Origin of the sequence: Streptococcus sp. WM07 (genome assembly GCF_004570525.1) — a bacterium.
Classification (GTDB): domain Bacteria; phylum Bacillota; class Bacilli; order Lactobacillales; family Streptococcaceae; genus Streptococcus.
This window is the reverse complement of sequence record NZ_SPPZ01000001.1, coordinates 93,276-109,684: the sequence shown is the minus strand read 5'-3', so window position 1 is coordinate 109,684 and position 16,409 is coordinate 93,276. Positions and strand designations below refer to the sequence as shown.

Here is a 16,409-nt window from a genome sequence, read left to right as displayed (position 1 = left end):
GTGTTTTTTGGTTTTCTAGGGGGAACTAGGGGGCAAAAAATTGGGAAAGTTTAGAAACGTTTGGCAAACAATTAAAAAATGAGCTTTCTGAAACCCCGTATTTTGGTAAGATTTGGTATAAAATCAGACAGATTGCAACTTGACAGGGGATTTGTGTTACAATGGGTAGGAAATAAATTTTAGAAAGTTGAAACATGGCGCAACTTTATTTTAAGTATGGGACAATGAATTCCGGGAAAACAATTGAAATTCTCAAAGTAGCCCATAATTATGAAGAACAGGGGAAGCGGGTGCTGATTATGACCTCCGCCCTGGATACGCGAGATGGAGTTGGAATGGTCTCAAGTCGAATTGGAATGAGACGCGAAGCTCTAGCTATCGATGATGATTTTGATGTCTTTGGTTTTATTCAAGAAGAACAAAATCAAGAGGAACTTTTTTGTGTTCTCATTGACGAAGCTCAATTCTTAAAACGACATCATGTTTTTGCTTTGGCAAGAGTTGTAGATGAGTTAGACATCCCTGTTATGGCCTTTGGTTTAAAGAATGATTTCCGAAATGAATTGTTTGAAGGGTCTAAATATCTGTTACTTTTCGCAGATAAGATTGAGGAGATTAAAACTATCTGCCATTATTGTTCTAAAAAAGCAACAATGGTCCTTCGGATGCAAGACGGAAAGCCTATGTATGATGGTGAACAAATTCAAATTGGCGGAAATGAAACCTATGTATCCGTTTGTAGAAGGCATTATTTTAATCCCGAATTAGAAGGAGTTAGCTAAGAATGAATATTTATGATCAATTACAAGCGGTGGAAGATCGCTACGAGGAATTGGGAGAACTCTTAAGTGATCCACAAGTCGTCAGTGATACTAAACGCTTTATGGAACTTTCGCGAGAAGAGGCTTCAACACGTGAGACAGTGGCCGTATATCGGGAGTACAAGCGTATCTTGCAATCTATTACGGATGCAGAAGAGATGATTAAAGATGCAGCAGGTGATGCTGAATTGGAAGAAATGGCTAAAATGGAGTTGAAAGAATCCAAACAAGCCAAGGAAGAATATGAGGATCAGTTAAAAATATTATTACTTCCAAAAGATCCAAACGATGATAAAAATATTATCTTGGAAATCCGTGGTGCAGCTGGTGGAGATGAGGCGGCGCTCTTTGCAGGGGATCTCTTGACCATGTACCAGAAATATGCTGAAACCCAGGGATGGCGCTTTGAAGTCATGGAAACATCTATGAATGGTGTTGGGGGATTCAAAGAAGTTGTGGCTATGGTATCAGGTCAGTCTGTTTATTCAAAGCTTAAATATGAATCAGGTGCCCATCGGGTTCAGCGAGTTCCTGTGACGGAAAGTCAAGGACGCGTTCATACTTCAACGGCAACTGTACTTGTGATGCCTGAAGTTGAAGAAGTAGAATATGATATTGATCCAAAGGATTTACGGGTCGATATTTATCATGCATCGGGAGCAGGGGGGCAAAACGTCAACAAGGTTGCAACAGCTGTTCGGATTGTTCATCTCCCTACTAATATTAAAGTTGAGATGCAGGAAGAGAGAACCCAGCAAAAGAATCGCGATAAAGCTATGAAAATTATCCGTGCGCGGGTTGCTGATCATTTTGCACAAATTGCTCAAGATGAACAGGATGCTGAGCGTAAGTCTACGATTGGTACAGGTGACCGGTCCGAACGGATTCGAACCTATAATTTCCCGCAAAATCGAGTGACAGACCACCGAATTGGTTTGACCCTTCAAAAACTAGATAGTATTTTATCGGGGAAATTGGATGAAGTAGTAGATGCTCTTGTTTTGTACGATCAAACCCAGAAATTAGAGGCCTTAAATAACTAGATGAAATATAGCCAACGATTCCAAGAATTTCACAAGCAACTGACCCAAGTTGGTGAGGAACCCGAAGCCTTTGACTTTTTAATTCGAAAACTGTTTGATTTTACCTTCACGGATTTTGTTTTCTTTTTACAAAAAGAGGAAGAGGCTGAGGTGCTTACCCAGCTGAAATCCTACCATAAGCGCTTGATGGCTCATGAACCGGTTCAATATATCCTTGGTTCAACAGATTTTTGTGACCTTGACTTTGTAGTCGATAAAAGAGTTTTAATTCCTAGACCTGAAACGGAAGAATTGGTTGGTTTAATTTTAGATGAAAATCCGGCTGAAGATTTAAAAATTGTAGATATAGGAACCGGTAGTGGGGCGATTGCTCTATCCTTGGCCAAGCAACGACCAACATGGCAGGTCTGGGCAACAGATATTTCCCATCAAGCTTTAGAAGTTGCAGACTTAAACCGGAAAAGACTCGATTTGGACAAGCAAGTATCCCTAATTCAGAGTAATCTTTTGGAAGATGTGACCGGTTCTTTTGATATTTTGGTTTCTAATCCTCCCTATATCTCTTGGGAAGATCAAGATGAAGTGGGAGCAAATGTTCTCCAATCAGAACCCCATCTAGCTCTCTTTGCAGATGAAGATGGTCTGGCTTTATATAGACAATTAGCAGCAGAGGCAGGAGCCTATTTAAACTCAAATGGAAAGATTTATCTTGAGATTGGCTATAAACAAGGGAAAGCTGTTCAATATCTCTTTCAAGAAACTTTTCCTAAAGCGCGTGTGCGAGTGCTTGCAGATCAATTTGGACAGGATCGGATGGTGGTAGTAGATGGAAATCTTAAAGGCTGAATTGGAGGCAGGACGAGCCGTCATTCTTCCAACAGAAACAGTTTATGGAGTATTTGCCAAGGCTTTGGATCAAGAAGCTGTAGAGTTGGTCTATACTCTAAAGCAAAGACCACGAGATAAAGCCATGAATCTCAATATTGCAAACATCGATCAAGTAAAAAAGTATGCAAAGGAGATTCCCGCTTATTTTGAAGAATTAGCAGCTCATTTTTGGCCTGGCCCTCTGACGATTTTACTAAAAGCTAGTGAGGATGTGCCATTTTGGATTAATTCGGGTTTACCTAGTGTCGGATTTCGAATGCCAGCCCATCCTCTAACCCTACAATTAATTCAAGAACAAGGTCCATTGATTGGTCCCTCTGCTAATTTGAGTGGTTTGCAAAGTGGTCAAGTTTTTAAGCAAATTCAAGAAGACATTTGTATTCCAGGTTATGCAGATGATTCTTTTCTGACGGGAGTAGATTCTACCATTCTTGATTTATCACAAGAGCAGGCCTGTATTTTGAGACAAGGCGTTATTACTAAAGAAGACTTAAAAGCTGTTGTTCCTCAACTGGAATTTAAAGAGGTGGAAAAATGATTTTTGAAAACAATGATTATCGGAACTATGACCCAGAACTTTGGGCAGCTATGGATGCGGAAGCCAAACGTCAAGAAGAGAACATTGAACTCATTGCTTCTGAAAATGTCGTTTCTAAAGCTGTAATGGCAGCTCAAGGATCACTATTGACAAATAAATATGCGGAAGGTTATCCAGGACGTCGCTATTATGGAGGAACTGAAGCAGTAGATGTGGTTGAAAATTTGGCGATTGAACGAGCTAAGGAAATCTTTGGAGCTACTTTTGCGAATGTCCAACCCCATTCAGGTTCTCAAGCTAATGCGGCAGCTTATATGGCTCTAGTAGAACCAGGTGATACGATTCTTGGAATGGATTTATCAGCAGGTGGTCATTTAACCCATGGTTCACCGGTGAGCTTTTCGGGTAAAACCTATAACTTTATTGCTTATAATGTTGATCCAGAAACAGAGTTGCTTTCCTACGATGAGCTGGAGATGTTGGCTAAGAAACACCAACCAAAACTGATTGTTGCAGGAGCTTCAGCCTATTCCCGAATTCTTGATTTTGAACGTCTGCGTCAAATTGCAGATGTTGTAGATGCTTATCTCATGGTGGACATGGCTCATATTGCAGGTTTGGTAGCAGCTGGTCTCCATCCCAATCCAATGCCCTTTGCTCATGTTGTGACCTCTACAACCCATAAAACTCTTCGTGGCCCTCGTGGTGGTCTCATCCTAACGAATGATGAGGAACTCGCTAAGAAAATTAATTCTGCTATTTTCCCAGGACTCCAAGGTGGCCCCCTAGAGCATGTCATTGCAGCCAAGGCTGCAGCCTTTAAAGAGGTTTTAGATCCTGCTTTTAAAGAGTATATGCAGCAAGTATTGAACAATACGCAAGCAATGGTAGAAGTCTTTCTTCAAGATGAAGATTTTCGTGTGATATCAGGAGGCTCTGATAACCATCTCTTTATGGTGGATGTGACGAATGTTGTTGAGAATGGAAAAATTGCTCAACAACTTTTGGATGATGTTCATATTACGTTGAATAAAAATTCAATTCCTTATGAACAGTTGTCTCCTTTTAAAACATCTGGTATTAGGATTGGGACTCCAGCCATCACTGCTCGTGGTTTTAAAGAAGAAGAATCACGAAAAGTAGCTCACTTAATTATTAAAACTTTAAAATCAAATGGCAATCCAGCTGAATTAGAAGAAGTTAAAAAAGGGGTGGCTGAACTGACAAGTGCTTTCCCATTATACAAGGACTAGTATGGATATTTATATTAAGGAAGTGATTATTCATCAATTCTCTCCTCAAAGTTTAGACCTTCAATTTTCTCAAGAATGTCTAGAATTGTCGCCTCGTATTGATGAATACCTTCGGAAAAAGATCGAAAAAGTTTACTCAGATGATGCTAAAAAAGGTGCTTTCGACTCTGAAAACACCTTTTTCAGTCATATCCAGGATGATTTGATGGACAGCTCTAAAGCTATCAGTCAGCTCTGGTTAGATGCTTTTAAGGAAGCTGAAAATCAAAAGATGAATGACCTGATTTTTATCAACTTTGATAAAGAGGGTCAACCTCACTTCGCTTTTTTACGCTTAGTACTGCGAGATTCCTTAACGGATTTGGGGCAAGAAGAAAATCGGATTCAACTAACTCAAAACCATCTTCCAGGATTTGGGGCTAGCCCAGATGAGGGATTGGTTGTAAATCGGCTAACTGGCCAGTACTTTTTATTGGAAAAACGAATTAAGGCTCAGGGAAGTTTCCTTCATTATTTTTCAGAAAAATTATTAGAGGTGGATTTGGCACCGTCACCTAAGAAATCTATCCAGACAATCGAAAAAACGGCTCAAAAAATTGCAGAAAGTTTTCAAGCTGATGATTTTCAGTTCCAATCAAAACTAAAGTCCTCTCTACATAAAAACTTAGAGGAGAAGCAGGAGTTACGGCCGGAAGATATTGCGAATGATTTATTTCAAGATAATTTAACGGCTCGTCTGACCTTTCTAGATCAAGTGAAAGAAGAGGTGCCTGAAAAAATCCAATTTCAAGAAATTGATAGTCAGCGGCAATTAAAACGGCTAGAAAATCAAAAACTATCTCTTTCTAATGGGATTCAGTTAATTGTGCCGAATCCGGTGTATGAAGATTCTGAATCCGTAGAGTTTATGATGAATGAGGATGGAACCTATTCGATTCTCATCAAAAATATTGATGCCATTGAGAGTCTCTAATGATAAAGCGAATATTTAGTTTGTTGCTACTTTCATTCTTATTCTTGGGAATATGGAAAGGGTGGCAAACCGTACAAACAGTTGCGAAAGTAAGTTCCTACCAACCATTAGTGGAAGAAGCCTTGAAGAAAGAACATTCGACCCTAGATTCGGATTTAATCCTTGCCATTATTTATACTGAAACTAAGGGACAGGGGCAAGATATCATGCAGGCGAGTGAGAGTTTGACTGGTGAGGTGGACTCTCTGACAAATCCACAAGAAAGTATTGAACATGGAGTTAAAACGTTAAACCGTTATTATCTGTATAGTCAATCATTAGGAGTTGATGAGTGGACCTTTGTTCAAGCCTATAATTTTGGTCAAGCCTATATCGATTATGTGGCAGAGAATGGACAGAAGACTAGTCTTGATCTAGCACAGGTCTACTCGCGGGATATCGTTGCACCAAGTTTAGGGAATCATAGTGGTGAAACTTACGCCTATTGGACTCCGATTTCCATTTTCCATGGACATGAACTCTACCGAAATGGCGGCAATTACTTTTATGCAAATCAAGTTCGTCTCAATCTTGATCTGATTCGTTTTTTTAAGCGCTTGACTTAGCTTGATTTACCCATTTTTAGAAAGCTTTTGATACAATAAAAACATGGAGTAAGGGAGAAGAATAGTGACCAAAAAAATAAAGGCAATTTGGGCGCAGGATCAGATGGGGTTGATCGGCCGAGATGGCCAGCTTCCCTGGCGAATCCCAGAGGAATTGGCACATTTTAAATCCACGACGATGGGCCAAGCTATTTTGATGGGCCGTGTTACTTTTGATGGCATGGGGCAGCGTGTATTACCAGGTCGTATAAGTCTAATACTAACAAGAGATAAGAGCTATCGAGTCGATCATCCGGATGTTCTCGTTTTTCATTCTGTTGAGGATGTTCTAGACTGGTATCAAAATCAAGAGCGAGAACTATTCATCATTGGAGGCCGTGAAGTTTTCTGTGTCTTTGAAGATTATCTGGATGAGTTGATTGTTTCAAAGATTCAAGGAATTTTCGAAGGAGATGTTTATTTCCCGACAGAATTTTCTTGGGAGTCTTTTAAGTTGTTAGAGGAATTAGAGCAGGAGACAACTACCACTCCCTTTACTATATCTAAATACAGGAGGATAACATAAGAGATGGAACGCAGTCTATTTGGCCTTTTTACTGCCCTACTCGGAATTGTTTGTGTTTTGTGTGCCTTGCAATCTTTTCAAAAACGACGCTATGGTTTAACAGCATTTTTTATGTTAAACGCCTTTACTAATTTAGTGAATACCATTCACGCAATTTATAATACTTTATTTTAATCTAGGAGTTAGATTTATATATGTCGAAATCGAGATCAAACGAAGTAATGATTTATTGTTCATTCTGTGGTAAGAATCAAGATGAAGTTAAAAAAATCATTGCTGGAAATAATGCATTCATTTGTAATGAGTGCGTTGAATTAGCTCAAGAAATTATTCGCGAAGAGCTAGCTGAAGAAGTTTTAGCAGATTTATCTGAGGTGCCAAAACCACAGGAACTATTAGCTATTTTAAACCACTATGTCATTGGACAAGATCGAGCAAAACGGGCTTTAGCAGTTGCTGTCTATAACCATTACAAACGGATTAATTTTCATGACAATAGAGATGATGAAACGGATGTTGAGTTGCAAAAATCCAATATCCTCATGATTGGTCCTACAGGGTCTGGTAAGACTTTCCTCGCTCAAACCTTGGCAAGAAGTTTGAATGTTCCATTTGCTATAGCTGATGCGACTGCTTTAACTGAAGCTGGATATGTGGGAGAAGATGTTGAGAATATTCTTCTAAAGTTACTCCAGGCAGCCGATTTCAATATTGAACGAGCTGAGCGTGGAATTATCTATGTTGATGAGATTGATAAGATTGCTAAGAAGAGTGAGAATGTTTCCATCACCCGAGATGTATCAGGGGAAGGGGTTCAGCAAGCCCTTCTAAAAATTATTGAAGGTACCGTTGCGAGTGTACCCCCTCAAGGTGGACGTAAGCATCCGCAACAAGAGATGATTCAAGTTGATACAAAAAATATTCTCTTTATTGTCGGTGGAGCTTTTGATGGTATTGAAGAAATTGTGAAACAACGTCTTGGAGAAAAGATTATTGGTTTTGGTCACAATAATAAGGCTATCGATGAAAATGGTTCTTACATGCAAGAAATTGTTTCAGAGGATATCCAAAAATTTGGAATTATTCCCGAGTTGATTGGACGTCTACCTGTCTTTGCAGCTTTGGAACCTTTGGAAGTGCAAGATTTGGTAAGAATTCTCAAGGAACCAAAAAATGCTTTGGTTAGACAGTACCAGACCCTTCTCTCATACGATGATGTTGAGCTAGAATTTGAAGATGAGGCCCTTGAAGAGATTGCCCGCTTAGCCATTAATCGTAAAACAGGTGCTCGTGGACTTCGCTCCATTATTGAAGAAACTATGATGGATGTCATGTTTGAAGTACCTAGTGAGGAGAATGTTAGGACCGTAAGGATTACCAAAGAAGCTGTTCTTGGTTTGGAAAAACCAATTTTGGAAACAGCTTAATACAGGAAGGTGAATCGAATAGGGCAGAATAATGCTATGCTACAAAGTCTTATTCGACTCGTTCTTCTGACTTATTACCTTAGAATTTTTGAAAAATAGATGGTAGGTAGATAAGAATACCAACAAATTATGGTGCCAAGGTTATTTTATGAATTAAACTAAGAAGAGGCTGGGCTCAAATCCCAACCTTCTCTTTTTATATCGTAAAACCCTTTGGCGCAGTGGCTAATTGATACATTTGTTCGTGTTTGACACTTCAAATGTTGCCTAATCAACTGTAGGGGAGATGGACTCTTTAGTACTCTCACTTTGAGTTCTTTTCAATCCCCTTTTGTTAAGGAGAAGAAAATGGAATTGAATACACACAATGCAGATTTGCTATTGAGTGCTACAAATAAGAGTCACTATCCTCAAGATCATATTCCTGAAATTGCCATGGCTGGTCGCTCCAATGTCGGTAAGTCTAGCTTTATTAACGGGATACTCAATCGTAAAAACTTAGCCCGAACTTCTAGTAAGCCAGGAAAAACTCAATTATTGAATTTTTTTAATATCGACGATCAGCTACGCTTTGTAGACGTCCCTGGTTACGGCTATGCTAAAGTTTCAAAGAAGGAACGGGAAAAATGGGGAAAAATGATTGAAGAGTACCTAACAAGTCGTGAAAATCTTCAAGCTGTAGTTAGCCTCGTTGACTTTAGGCATGCTCCTTCACAAGATGATGTGCAAATGTACGATTTTCTTAAATATTATGAAATTCCTGTTATCTTGGTGGCTACCAAAGTTGATAAGATTCCCAAAAGTCGTTGGAACAAACATGAAAAAATGATTAAAGATAAGCTAGACTTTGACCCTAGTGATGATTTTGTTTTATTTTCATCTGAAACTAAGTATGGGATCGAACAAGCCTGGGACGCCATTTTATCTAAAATTTAGAACGATTGTATTGAGGTGGAGCCGAAAATCCCACCTCTTTTTAGTGGAACCGAAATTGCTAGTCGATTTGCTAATCGGAGCAATTTTTAGGAGAAAAGATGGTATAATGAAAGATGATTAAAACAAAGGATGAGAAGATGATGAGTAGAGAGATGATTCAACAAGAATTAGAGGGAATAGATATTCGCTTTAATCATCCCTTAAAGGAATTTACTTATACTAAGGTAGGTGGACCTGTTGATTATTTGGTCTTTCCACGTAACAAGTATGAGGTATTACGAATCGTGAAATTGGCTAATCGAGAAAACATTCCATGGATGGTTTTGGGAAACTCTAGCAATATTATCATTCGAGATGGTGGAGTTCGAGGATTTGTGATTATGTTCAACCATCTGAATCACATTTCGGTTGATGGTTACATGATTGAAGCAGAGGCTGGAGCAAATCTAATTCAAACAACACATGTTGCCTTACATCATAGCTTGTCAGGTTTTGAATTTGCTTGTGGAATTCCAGGTAGCGTTGGTGGAGCTGTTTTCATGAATGCCGGAGCTTATGGCGGTGAGATTGGTCATGTTTTAGAGTCTTGTACGATTTTGACCAAAGCAGGGGAAATCAAAAAATTAGAAAACAGAGATATGCGTTTTGGCTATCGCCATTCAGCTATTCAAGCGACTGGGGATATTGTAATCTCAGCGAAGTTTTCTCTCAAGCCAGGAGATCATCAGTCGATTGAACAAGAAATGAAGCGCTTGACACATTTAAGAGAGTTGAAACAACCCTTGGAATATCCAAGTTGTGGTTCTGTATTTAAACGTCCACCTGGGCATTTTGCAGGTCAATTAATCTCAGAAGCTCATTTAAAAGGACATCGAATTGGTGGTGTAGAAGTATCAACCAAACATGCTGGTTTCATGGTTAATCGCTATGATGGGACAGCCGCTGATTATGAGCAACTGATTCAAGAAGTTATCGAACGGGTAGAAGAACATGCAGGTGTACACTTAGAGCCTGAGGTTAGAATTATTGGAGACTACGAGTGAAACAACCAATCATCAAATTTCGGCATGTATCCAAAGTCTATGAGGATACGGGAACCCAGGTTTTAAAAGATATTAATTTTGAACTCGAAGAAGGGAAGTTTTACACCCTACTTGGAGCATCAGGTTCGGGAAAATCAACCATTCTGAATATGATTGCCGGTTTATTAGATCCATCATCAGGAGATATCTTCTTAGATGGGAATCGTCTCAACGGTGTTCCTATCAATCAGAGGGATGTTCATACTGTATTCCAGTCATATGCCTTATTTCCGCATATGAACGTGTTTGATAATGTCGCCTTCCCGCTTAAGGTTCGTAAAGTTGATAAGGAAGAAGTTGCTGAACGCGTTCGTCAGGTTTTGAAAATGGTTCAATTATCTGGCTATGAAAAACGCTCGATTCAAAAACTATCTGGGGGGCAGAGACAACGAGTTGCGATTGCACGTGCGATTATCAATCAGCCTCGTGTCGTTTTACTGGATGAACCTCTGTCTGCTCTTGATTTAAAATTGCGAACAGATATGCAATACGAACTGCGTGAGTTACAACAACGTTTGGGGATTACCTTTGTCTTTGTCACCCATGATCAAGAAGAGGCCTTGGCCATGAGCGACTGGATTTTTGTGATGAATGAGGGAGAAATCGTTCAGTCTGGTACTCCTGTAGATATCTATGATGAACCTATCAACCATTTTGTAGCGAGCTTTATTGGAGAATCCAATATTCTTCCAGGAACGATGATTGAAGATTATTTGGTTGAATTTAATGGGCAACGATTTGAAGCAGTTGATGGAGGGATGCGCCCTCGTGAATCAGTTGAGGTTGTCATTCGACCAGAAGATTTACGCATCACCTTACCAGACGAAGGTAAACTTCAGGTAACGGTTGATACGCAAGTATTCCGTGGTGTTCATTATGAAATTATTGCCTACGATGAACTTGGTAATGAGTGGATGATTCATTCAACTCGAAAAGCCATTGTGGGAGAAGTCATTGGCTTAGATTTTGAGCCCGAAGATATTCATATTATGCGGTTAAATGAGACCGAGGAAGAATTCGATGCTCGTATTGAAGAGTACGTTGACATGGATGAACAAGAAGCTGGCCTTATCCATGCGATTGAGGAGGAGCGAGATGAAGACAAGAATAACTAATCTCTTTTCGATTCCCTACATTCTGTGGATTTTATTATTTGTCCTCGCACCCTTAGCTTTAATTGTATTTCAATCTTTTTTTACAATTGACGGCTCCTTCTCCCTGGATAATTTTAAAACGTTTTTCCAAGCTGATAATGCAACCTATTTGAGGATGGGATTCAACTCTATTTTTTATGCTAGTTTGATTACGTTACTAACACTTGTAATTAGTTATCCCATGGCTTATTTTTTAACTCAGCTCAAGCATAAGGAACTTTGGTTGTTGCTCATCATACTGCCAACTTGGATTAATCTTCTTTTAAAAGCCTACGCCTTTCTAGGAATTTTTAGCCAAGATGGTGCAGTCAATCAGTTTTTAACATTTATAGGGATTGGCCCGCAACAATTACTCTTTACGGATTTCTCGTTTTTGATAGTCAGCTCTTACATTGAGTTACCTTTTATGATTTTGCCGATTTTTCATGCTCTGGATGAGTTGGATAAATCGGTGATCAATGCTTCTTATGATCTCGGTGGTAGCCGTTGGCAAACTTTTTGGTGGGTAATTTTCCCTATGTCTATGAAAGGAGTTCGTTCAGGCGTTCAAGCGGTTTTCATTCCTAGTCTTAGCCTCTTTATGCTGACTCGTTTGATTGGAGGGAATCGTGTTATTACGCTAGGAACGGCCATCGAGCAACATTTTCTGATCACAGAAAATTGGGGAATGGGATCAACAATCGGAGTTGTTCTAATTTTAGCTATGCTTTTAACAATGTGGTTGACGAGAGAGAGGAAAGAAGTATGAAAAAACTAGCTAACCTCTATTTGTTCATCGTTTTTGCTCTCTTATATCTCCCAATCTTCTATTTGATTTTTTATGCCTTTAATGCAGGTGGAGATATGAATGATTTCACAGGGTTTACCTGGGAACATTTTGCAACTCTCTTTTCAGATGAACGCCTTATTTTGATTTTAGCTCAAACCTTTTTTTTGGCTTTTTTATCCTCGAGTATTGCTACAGTCATTGGTACTTTTGGAGCTATTCTCTTACATAAAGCCAAGAAGCCGATGCAAGGAAGTCTTTTAGGATTCAATAATATCCTTATTGTAGCACCGGATGTTATGACAGGAGCAAGCTTCTTGATTCTCTTTACTCTAATTGGATTTCAGCTTGGTTTTGTTTCAGTGTTACTAAGTCATGTAGCTTTTTCCATTCCAATTGTAGTACTGATGGTTTTGCCTCGTTTGCAAGAGATGAATCAGGATATGATTCATGCCGCCTATGATTTAGGGGCATCGGAAGCTCAAGTTTTACGGGAAATTCTTTTTCCCTATTTGACACCAGCTATTATTGCGGCCTATTTCATGGCCTTTACTTATTCCTTAGATGATTTTGCGGTGACTTTCTTTGTGACAGGAAATGGCTTTACAACTTTGGCTGTTGAAATCTATTCCCGTGCTAGACGGGGAATTTCCTTAGAGATTAACGCTTTATCTACATTGGTTTTTCTGTTTAGTATTTTATTGGTTATTGGTTTTTATTTCATTTCTAGGCAAAAGGAGGAGGAGCAATGAAGCAACTAATCAGCTTTTTAGTTGGAATTGGCTTAATTCTTCTTACCCTAGGGGCAATGATTCTCCATTTGCAACCTAAGGATAGTCAAGATCAAAAAAGTACTTTAGTTATCTACAATTGGGGAGATTACATCGATCCAGATTTGCTTAAGCGTTTTACAAAAGAAACGGGAATTCGCGTTCAGTATGAAACCTTCGATTCCAATGAGGCCATGTATACGAAAGTTAAACAAGGCGGAACGACTTATGATATCGCGATTCCGAGTGAGTATATGATTCAAAAAATGATTCAGGAAGGCTTACTGGAGAAATTAGATTCTAGTAAAATTAAAGGACTCGAACATATTGATCCGTCCTTCCTAAACCAAAGTTTTGATCCTCAGAATACTTATTCCATCCCTTATTTTTGGGGAACTTTAGGAATTGTTTACAATGATCAGATCATTAAGGAACCCCCACAGCATTGGGTTGATTTGTGGAATCCAAACTATAAAAATCAAATTATGCTTATTGATGGCGCTCGAGAAGTCATGGGGCTTAGCCTTAATTCTCTTGGTTTTTCCATCAATAGTCAGAAAATGGAGGAATTACAACAAGCAACCGATCATCTGTATCAGTTGACACCTAATATTAAAGCCATTGTTGCTGATGAAATGAAACTATACATGATTCAGAATAATGCTGGAATTGGAGTGACCTTTTCAGGCGAAGCACGACAAATGTTAGATGAAAATGAGCATCTCCACTATGTGGTTCCTCCAGAAGGCTCCAATCTTTGGTTTGATAATATTGTTATTCCGCATACAGTGAAAAATCGCGAGGCTGCTTACGCCTTTATCAATTTTATGTTACAACCGGATGTGGCCTTACAAAATGCAAAATACATTGGCTACTCAACCCCTAATCTGACAGCCCAGGCTGAATTACCAGATGAATTACGTTTAAATCAAGCATTTTATCCATCAGAGGAAGCCAAGCAAAATTTAGAAGTTTACCAAAATCTAGGTCCTAAGTGGTTGGGGATCTATAATGATCTTTTCCTACAATTTAAAATGTATCCCAAATAATATTTTGAGAACACTAAGATAAGCGATTGAAAACTAAATTGCTTTTCATAATTTCTAGATAAACCCCCTCAATGAGTTCTGTTCATTGAGGGGGTTTCGAATCTAAAGGTAAGAAATAAAAAACGACCATACTAAGTATGATCGTCATTAAAAATTAGTTACGAACTGCAGATGCAAATTCTTCTTTCGTAAATGCTTCATCAATGATTGCTTTCAATTGTTTAGCAGAAGCTTGCATTTGTTGCAATTCACGGTCATTTAATGGAATGTTTACTGGACGAACAATACCATGTGCACCAACAATCGCTGGTTGACCGATGAAGACATCGTCAATACCGTATTGACCAGCTTGGTAAGTTGAAAGTGGTAGTACGGCATTTTCATCATCCAAGATTGCTTTTGTAATACGAGCTAAGGCAACAGCAATACCATAGAAGGTAGCACCTTTTTTCTCGATGATTGAGTAAGCAGCATCACGAACAGATACGAAGAGGTCAACAAGGCCTTGCTCATCGATATCACGGTTATCTTGCAACCATTGCTCCAATTTCACACCTGCAACGTTAGCGTGTGACCAAACAGCAAATTCAGAATCTCCGTGCTCACCCATGATGTAGGCATGGACAGAGCGAGCATCGATACCGATTTTTTCAGCAAGTGCTTGACGGAAACGAGCAGAATCCAAAGAAGTTCCTGAACCAATAACACGTTCTTTAGGGAAACCTGAGAATTTCCAAGTTGAATAGGTTAGGATATCTACTGGGTTAGCAGCGACCAAGAAGATTCCATTAAAGCCAGAATCTACGATTTGGCTAACGACTTCTTTGTTGATACGCAAGTTTTTCTCAACCAAGTCCAAGCGAGTTTCACCCGGTTTTTGAGGAGCACCAGCAGTCAAAACAACAAGGTCAGCATCATGCGCATCTGCATAATCAGCAGCGTAGATTTTCTTAGGCGAAGTGAAAGCCAAAGCATGGCTTAAGTCTTCCGCATCTCCTTGAGTCTTTTCTTTAAAGATATCTACAATACCTAATTCTTGTGCAATACCTTGAGTAACCAATGCGAAAGCGTATGATGAACCTACAGCACCGTCACCAACAAGGATAACCTTTTTGTGTTGTTTAGTAGCAGTCATTATCTAAACATCTCCTTTTCTTTTTAAAGAGAGTTATCTCTCTCACAATGTTCATTCTACCACCCTAAAAGCATTTTGTCGATAGGAATAGAAAATGTAAACGTTTAAATACTTATTTTTTGTGAAAAATGAGCAGAATTATTGGAAGCGGATACAAAAAATGTTATAATGTAATAGAGGTTAGTTAAGAAAACTAACTAACTCCATAAAAAAGCTGATTCAAATTAAGGAGGATTTGCTATGGTTTTCAAAACAAGTAATGCAGAAGGGCCTATTGATTTTATTAACACTTATGACTTAGAACCAATGGCTCAAAAGGTTATTCCTAAAGCGGCATTTGGCTATATCGCCAGTGGAGCAGAAGATACATTTACTCTTCGGGAAAATATCCGGGCATTTAACCATAAGCTAATTGTACCCCATACGTTGATGAATGTTGAAAATCCATCAACTGAAGTAGAGATTTACGGAGATAAATTGACTTCTCCAATTATCCTGGCGCCTGTTGCGGCACATAAACTTGCTAATGAGCAAGGTGAGGTTGCTACAGCAAAAGGTGTTCATGAGTTCGGATCTCTTTATACAACTAGTTCTTATTCAACAACAGACCTACCTGAGATTACCCAAGCATTGAATGGTAGTCCACAGTGGTTCCAATTCTACTTCAGTAAAGATGACGGTATTAACCGTCACATTATGGACCGTGTAAAAGAACAAGGCTATAAAGCGATTGTACTAACCGCAGATGCTACAGTAGGCGGAAACCGTGAGGTGGATAAACGTAACGGATTTGTATTCCCAGTTGGTATGCCAATTGTTGAAGAGTACCTTCCAGATGGTGCTGGTAAGACAATGGACTTTGTCTACGAATCAGCTAAACAAAAATTATCTCCTCGTGACGTTGAATTCATTGCAGAATATTCAGGTCTTCCTGTCTATGTAAAAGGACCTCAATGTAAAGAAGATGTGGAACGTTCTCTTGGTGCTGGAGCTTCTGGTATTTGGGTAACTAACCATGGAGGACGCCAAATTGATGGTGGACCAGCAGCGTTTGATTCTCTTCAAGAAGTTGCAGAAGCTGTTGACAAACGTGTTCCAATTGTATTTGACTCTGGTGTTCGCCGTGGTCAGCATGTCTTTAAAGCATTGGCATCAGGTGCAGATCTTGTTGCAATTGGACGTCCGGTTATTTACGGATTGAGCCTTGGAGGAAGTGTTGGTGTTCGTCAAGTCTTTGAACACTTGAATAGTGAATTGAAGACTGTTATGCAATTAGCTGGGGCACAGACTATTGAGGATGTGAAGAAAACAAACTTGCGTCATAACCCATACAACCCAAGTTTCCCAGTAGATTCACGTGATCTGAAATTGTATTAATCTTTGAGGCGGCTGTAAAACAGCCGC

General features: G+C 39.2%; 17 protein-coding genes. 16 read left to right on the top strand and 1 reads right to left on the bottom strand.

Translation table 11 applies throughout. The annotated features are described in order from the left end of the window. Positions 1-194: 194 nt before the first annotated feature. The 15 genes from E4T71_RS00535 (at position 195) to E4T71_RS00465 (ending at position 13,870) form a co-directional block, all read left to right on the top strand. Positions 195-782 carry a thymidine kinase gene (locus E4T71_RS00535; protein WP_135035267.1) on the top strand — a complete coding sequence of 196 codons (588 nt, stop codon included), beginning with the start codon at positions 195-197 and terminating at the stop codon, positions 780-782. A 2-nt stretch (positions 783-784) separates the two neighbouring features. Then, positions 785-1,864 carry a peptide chain release factor 1 gene (gene prfA, locus E4T71_RS00530; protein WP_135035264.1) on the top strand — a complete coding sequence of 360 codons (1,080 nt, stop codon included), beginning with the start codon at positions 785-787 and terminating at the stop codon, positions 1,862-1,864. Beyond that, the gene (prmC, locus tag E4T71_RS00525; protein WP_135035260.1) at positions 1,865-2,710 is read left to right on the top strand and encodes a peptide chain release factor N(5)-glutamine methyltransferase; all 846 of its coding nucleotides are present in this window, start codon (positions 1,865-1,867) and stop codon (positions 2,708-2,710) included. After that, positions 2,691-3,290, top strand: coding sequence for an L-threonylcarbamoyladenylate synthase (locus E4T71_RS00520; protein ID WP_135035257.1), 600 nt, complete (start codon positions 2,691-2,693; stop codon positions 3,288-3,290). The genes prmC and E4T71_RS00520 overlap by 20 nt, the downstream gene beginning before the upstream one ends. Beyond that, the gene (glyA, locus tag E4T71_RS00515) at positions 3,287-4,543 is read left to right on the top strand and encodes a serine hydroxymethyltransferase (RefSeq protein ID WP_135035254.1); all 1,257 of its coding nucleotides are present in this window, start codon (positions 3,287-3,289) and stop codon (positions 4,541-4,543) included. The genes E4T71_RS00520 and glyA overlap by 4 nt, the downstream gene beginning before the upstream one ends. Before the next feature lies 1 nt (position 4,544). After that, positions 4,545-5,516, top strand: coding sequence for a nucleoid-associated protein (locus tag E4T71_RS00510; RefSeq protein WP_135035251.1), 972 nt, complete (start codon positions 4,545-4,547; stop codon positions 5,514-5,516). After that, the gene (locus tag E4T71_RS00505) at positions 5,516-6,121 is read left to right on the top strand and encodes a lysozyme family protein (RefSeq protein WP_135035248.1); all 606 of its coding nucleotides are present in this window, start codon (positions 5,516-5,518) and stop codon (positions 6,119-6,121) included. The genes E4T71_RS00510 and E4T71_RS00505 overlap by 1 nt, the downstream gene beginning before the upstream one ends. Before the next feature lie 64 nt (positions 6,122-6,185). Next, positions 6,186-6,686, top strand: a complete 501-nt coding sequence (locus E4T71_RS00500; protein ID WP_135035245.1) for a dihydrofolate reductase — start codon at positions 6,186-6,188, stop codon at positions 6,684-6,686. Between the two features lie 194 nt (positions 6,687-6,880). Further along, entirely contained in the window at positions 6,881-8,113 is a 1,233-nt protein-coding gene (gene clpX, locus E4T71_RS00495) for an ATP-dependent Clp protease ATP-binding subunit ClpX (protein WP_135035242.1), read from the top strand. A gap of 348 nt (positions 8,114-8,461) precedes the next feature. Then, on the top strand, positions 8,462-9,049 hold the full coding sequence (gene yihA, locus E4T71_RS00490) for a ribosome biogenesis GTP-binding protein YihA/YsxC (protein WP_135035239.1): 588 nt from the start codon (positions 8,462-8,464) through the stop codon (positions 9,047-9,049). A gap of 137 nt (positions 9,050-9,186) precedes the next feature. Further along, complete coding sequence (gene murB, locus E4T71_RS00485; RefSeq protein WP_135035311.1) at positions 9,187-10,092, top strand: UDP-N-acetylmuramate dehydrogenase; 906 nt, start codon at positions 9,187-9,189, stop codon at positions 10,090-10,092. Beyond that, positions 10,089-11,246, top strand: coding sequence for an ABC transporter ATP-binding protein (locus tag E4T71_RS00480; RefSeq protein ID WP_135035236.1), 1,158 nt, complete (start codon positions 10,089-10,091; stop codon positions 11,244-11,246). Before murB ends, E4T71_RS00480 begins: the two co-directional genes overlap by 4 nt. Further along, positions 11,227-12,033, top strand: coding sequence for an ABC transporter permease (locus tag E4T71_RS00475; RefSeq protein ID WP_135035233.1), 807 nt, complete (start codon positions 11,227-11,229; stop codon positions 12,031-12,033). Before E4T71_RS00480 ends, E4T71_RS00475 begins: the two co-directional genes overlap by 20 nt. Then, positions 12,030-12,803: an ABC transporter permease gene (locus E4T71_RS00470; protein WP_135035230.1), complete on the top strand. Its 774-nt coding sequence runs from the start codon at positions 12,030-12,032 to the stop codon at positions 12,801-12,803. Before E4T71_RS00475 ends, E4T71_RS00470 begins: the two co-directional genes overlap by 4 nt. After that, entirely contained in the window at positions 12,800-13,870 is a 1,071-nt protein-coding gene (locus E4T71_RS00465; protein WP_135035227.1) for a PotD/PotF family extracellular solute-binding protein, read from the top strand. The genes E4T71_RS00470 and E4T71_RS00465 overlap by 4 nt, the downstream gene beginning before the upstream one ends. Positions 13,871-14,024: 154 nt before the next feature. Here E4T71_RS00465 and E4T71_RS00460 read toward each other — a convergent pair whose 3' ends face one another. Continuing rightward, positions 14,025-15,005, bottom strand: coding sequence for an L-lactate dehydrogenase (locus E4T71_RS00460; protein ID WP_135035224.1), 981 nt, complete (start codon positions 15,003-15,005; stop codon positions 14,025-14,027). Positions 15,006-15,245: 240 nt separating this feature from the next. On the opposite strand from E4T71_RS00460, the gene lctO reads away from it, so the two are divergent. Next, entirely contained in the window at positions 15,246-16,382 is a 1,137-nt protein-coding gene (gene lctO / locus E4T71_RS00455) for an L-lactate oxidase (protein ID WP_135035221.1), read from the top strand. Positions 16,383-16,409: the final 27 nt, after the last annotated feature.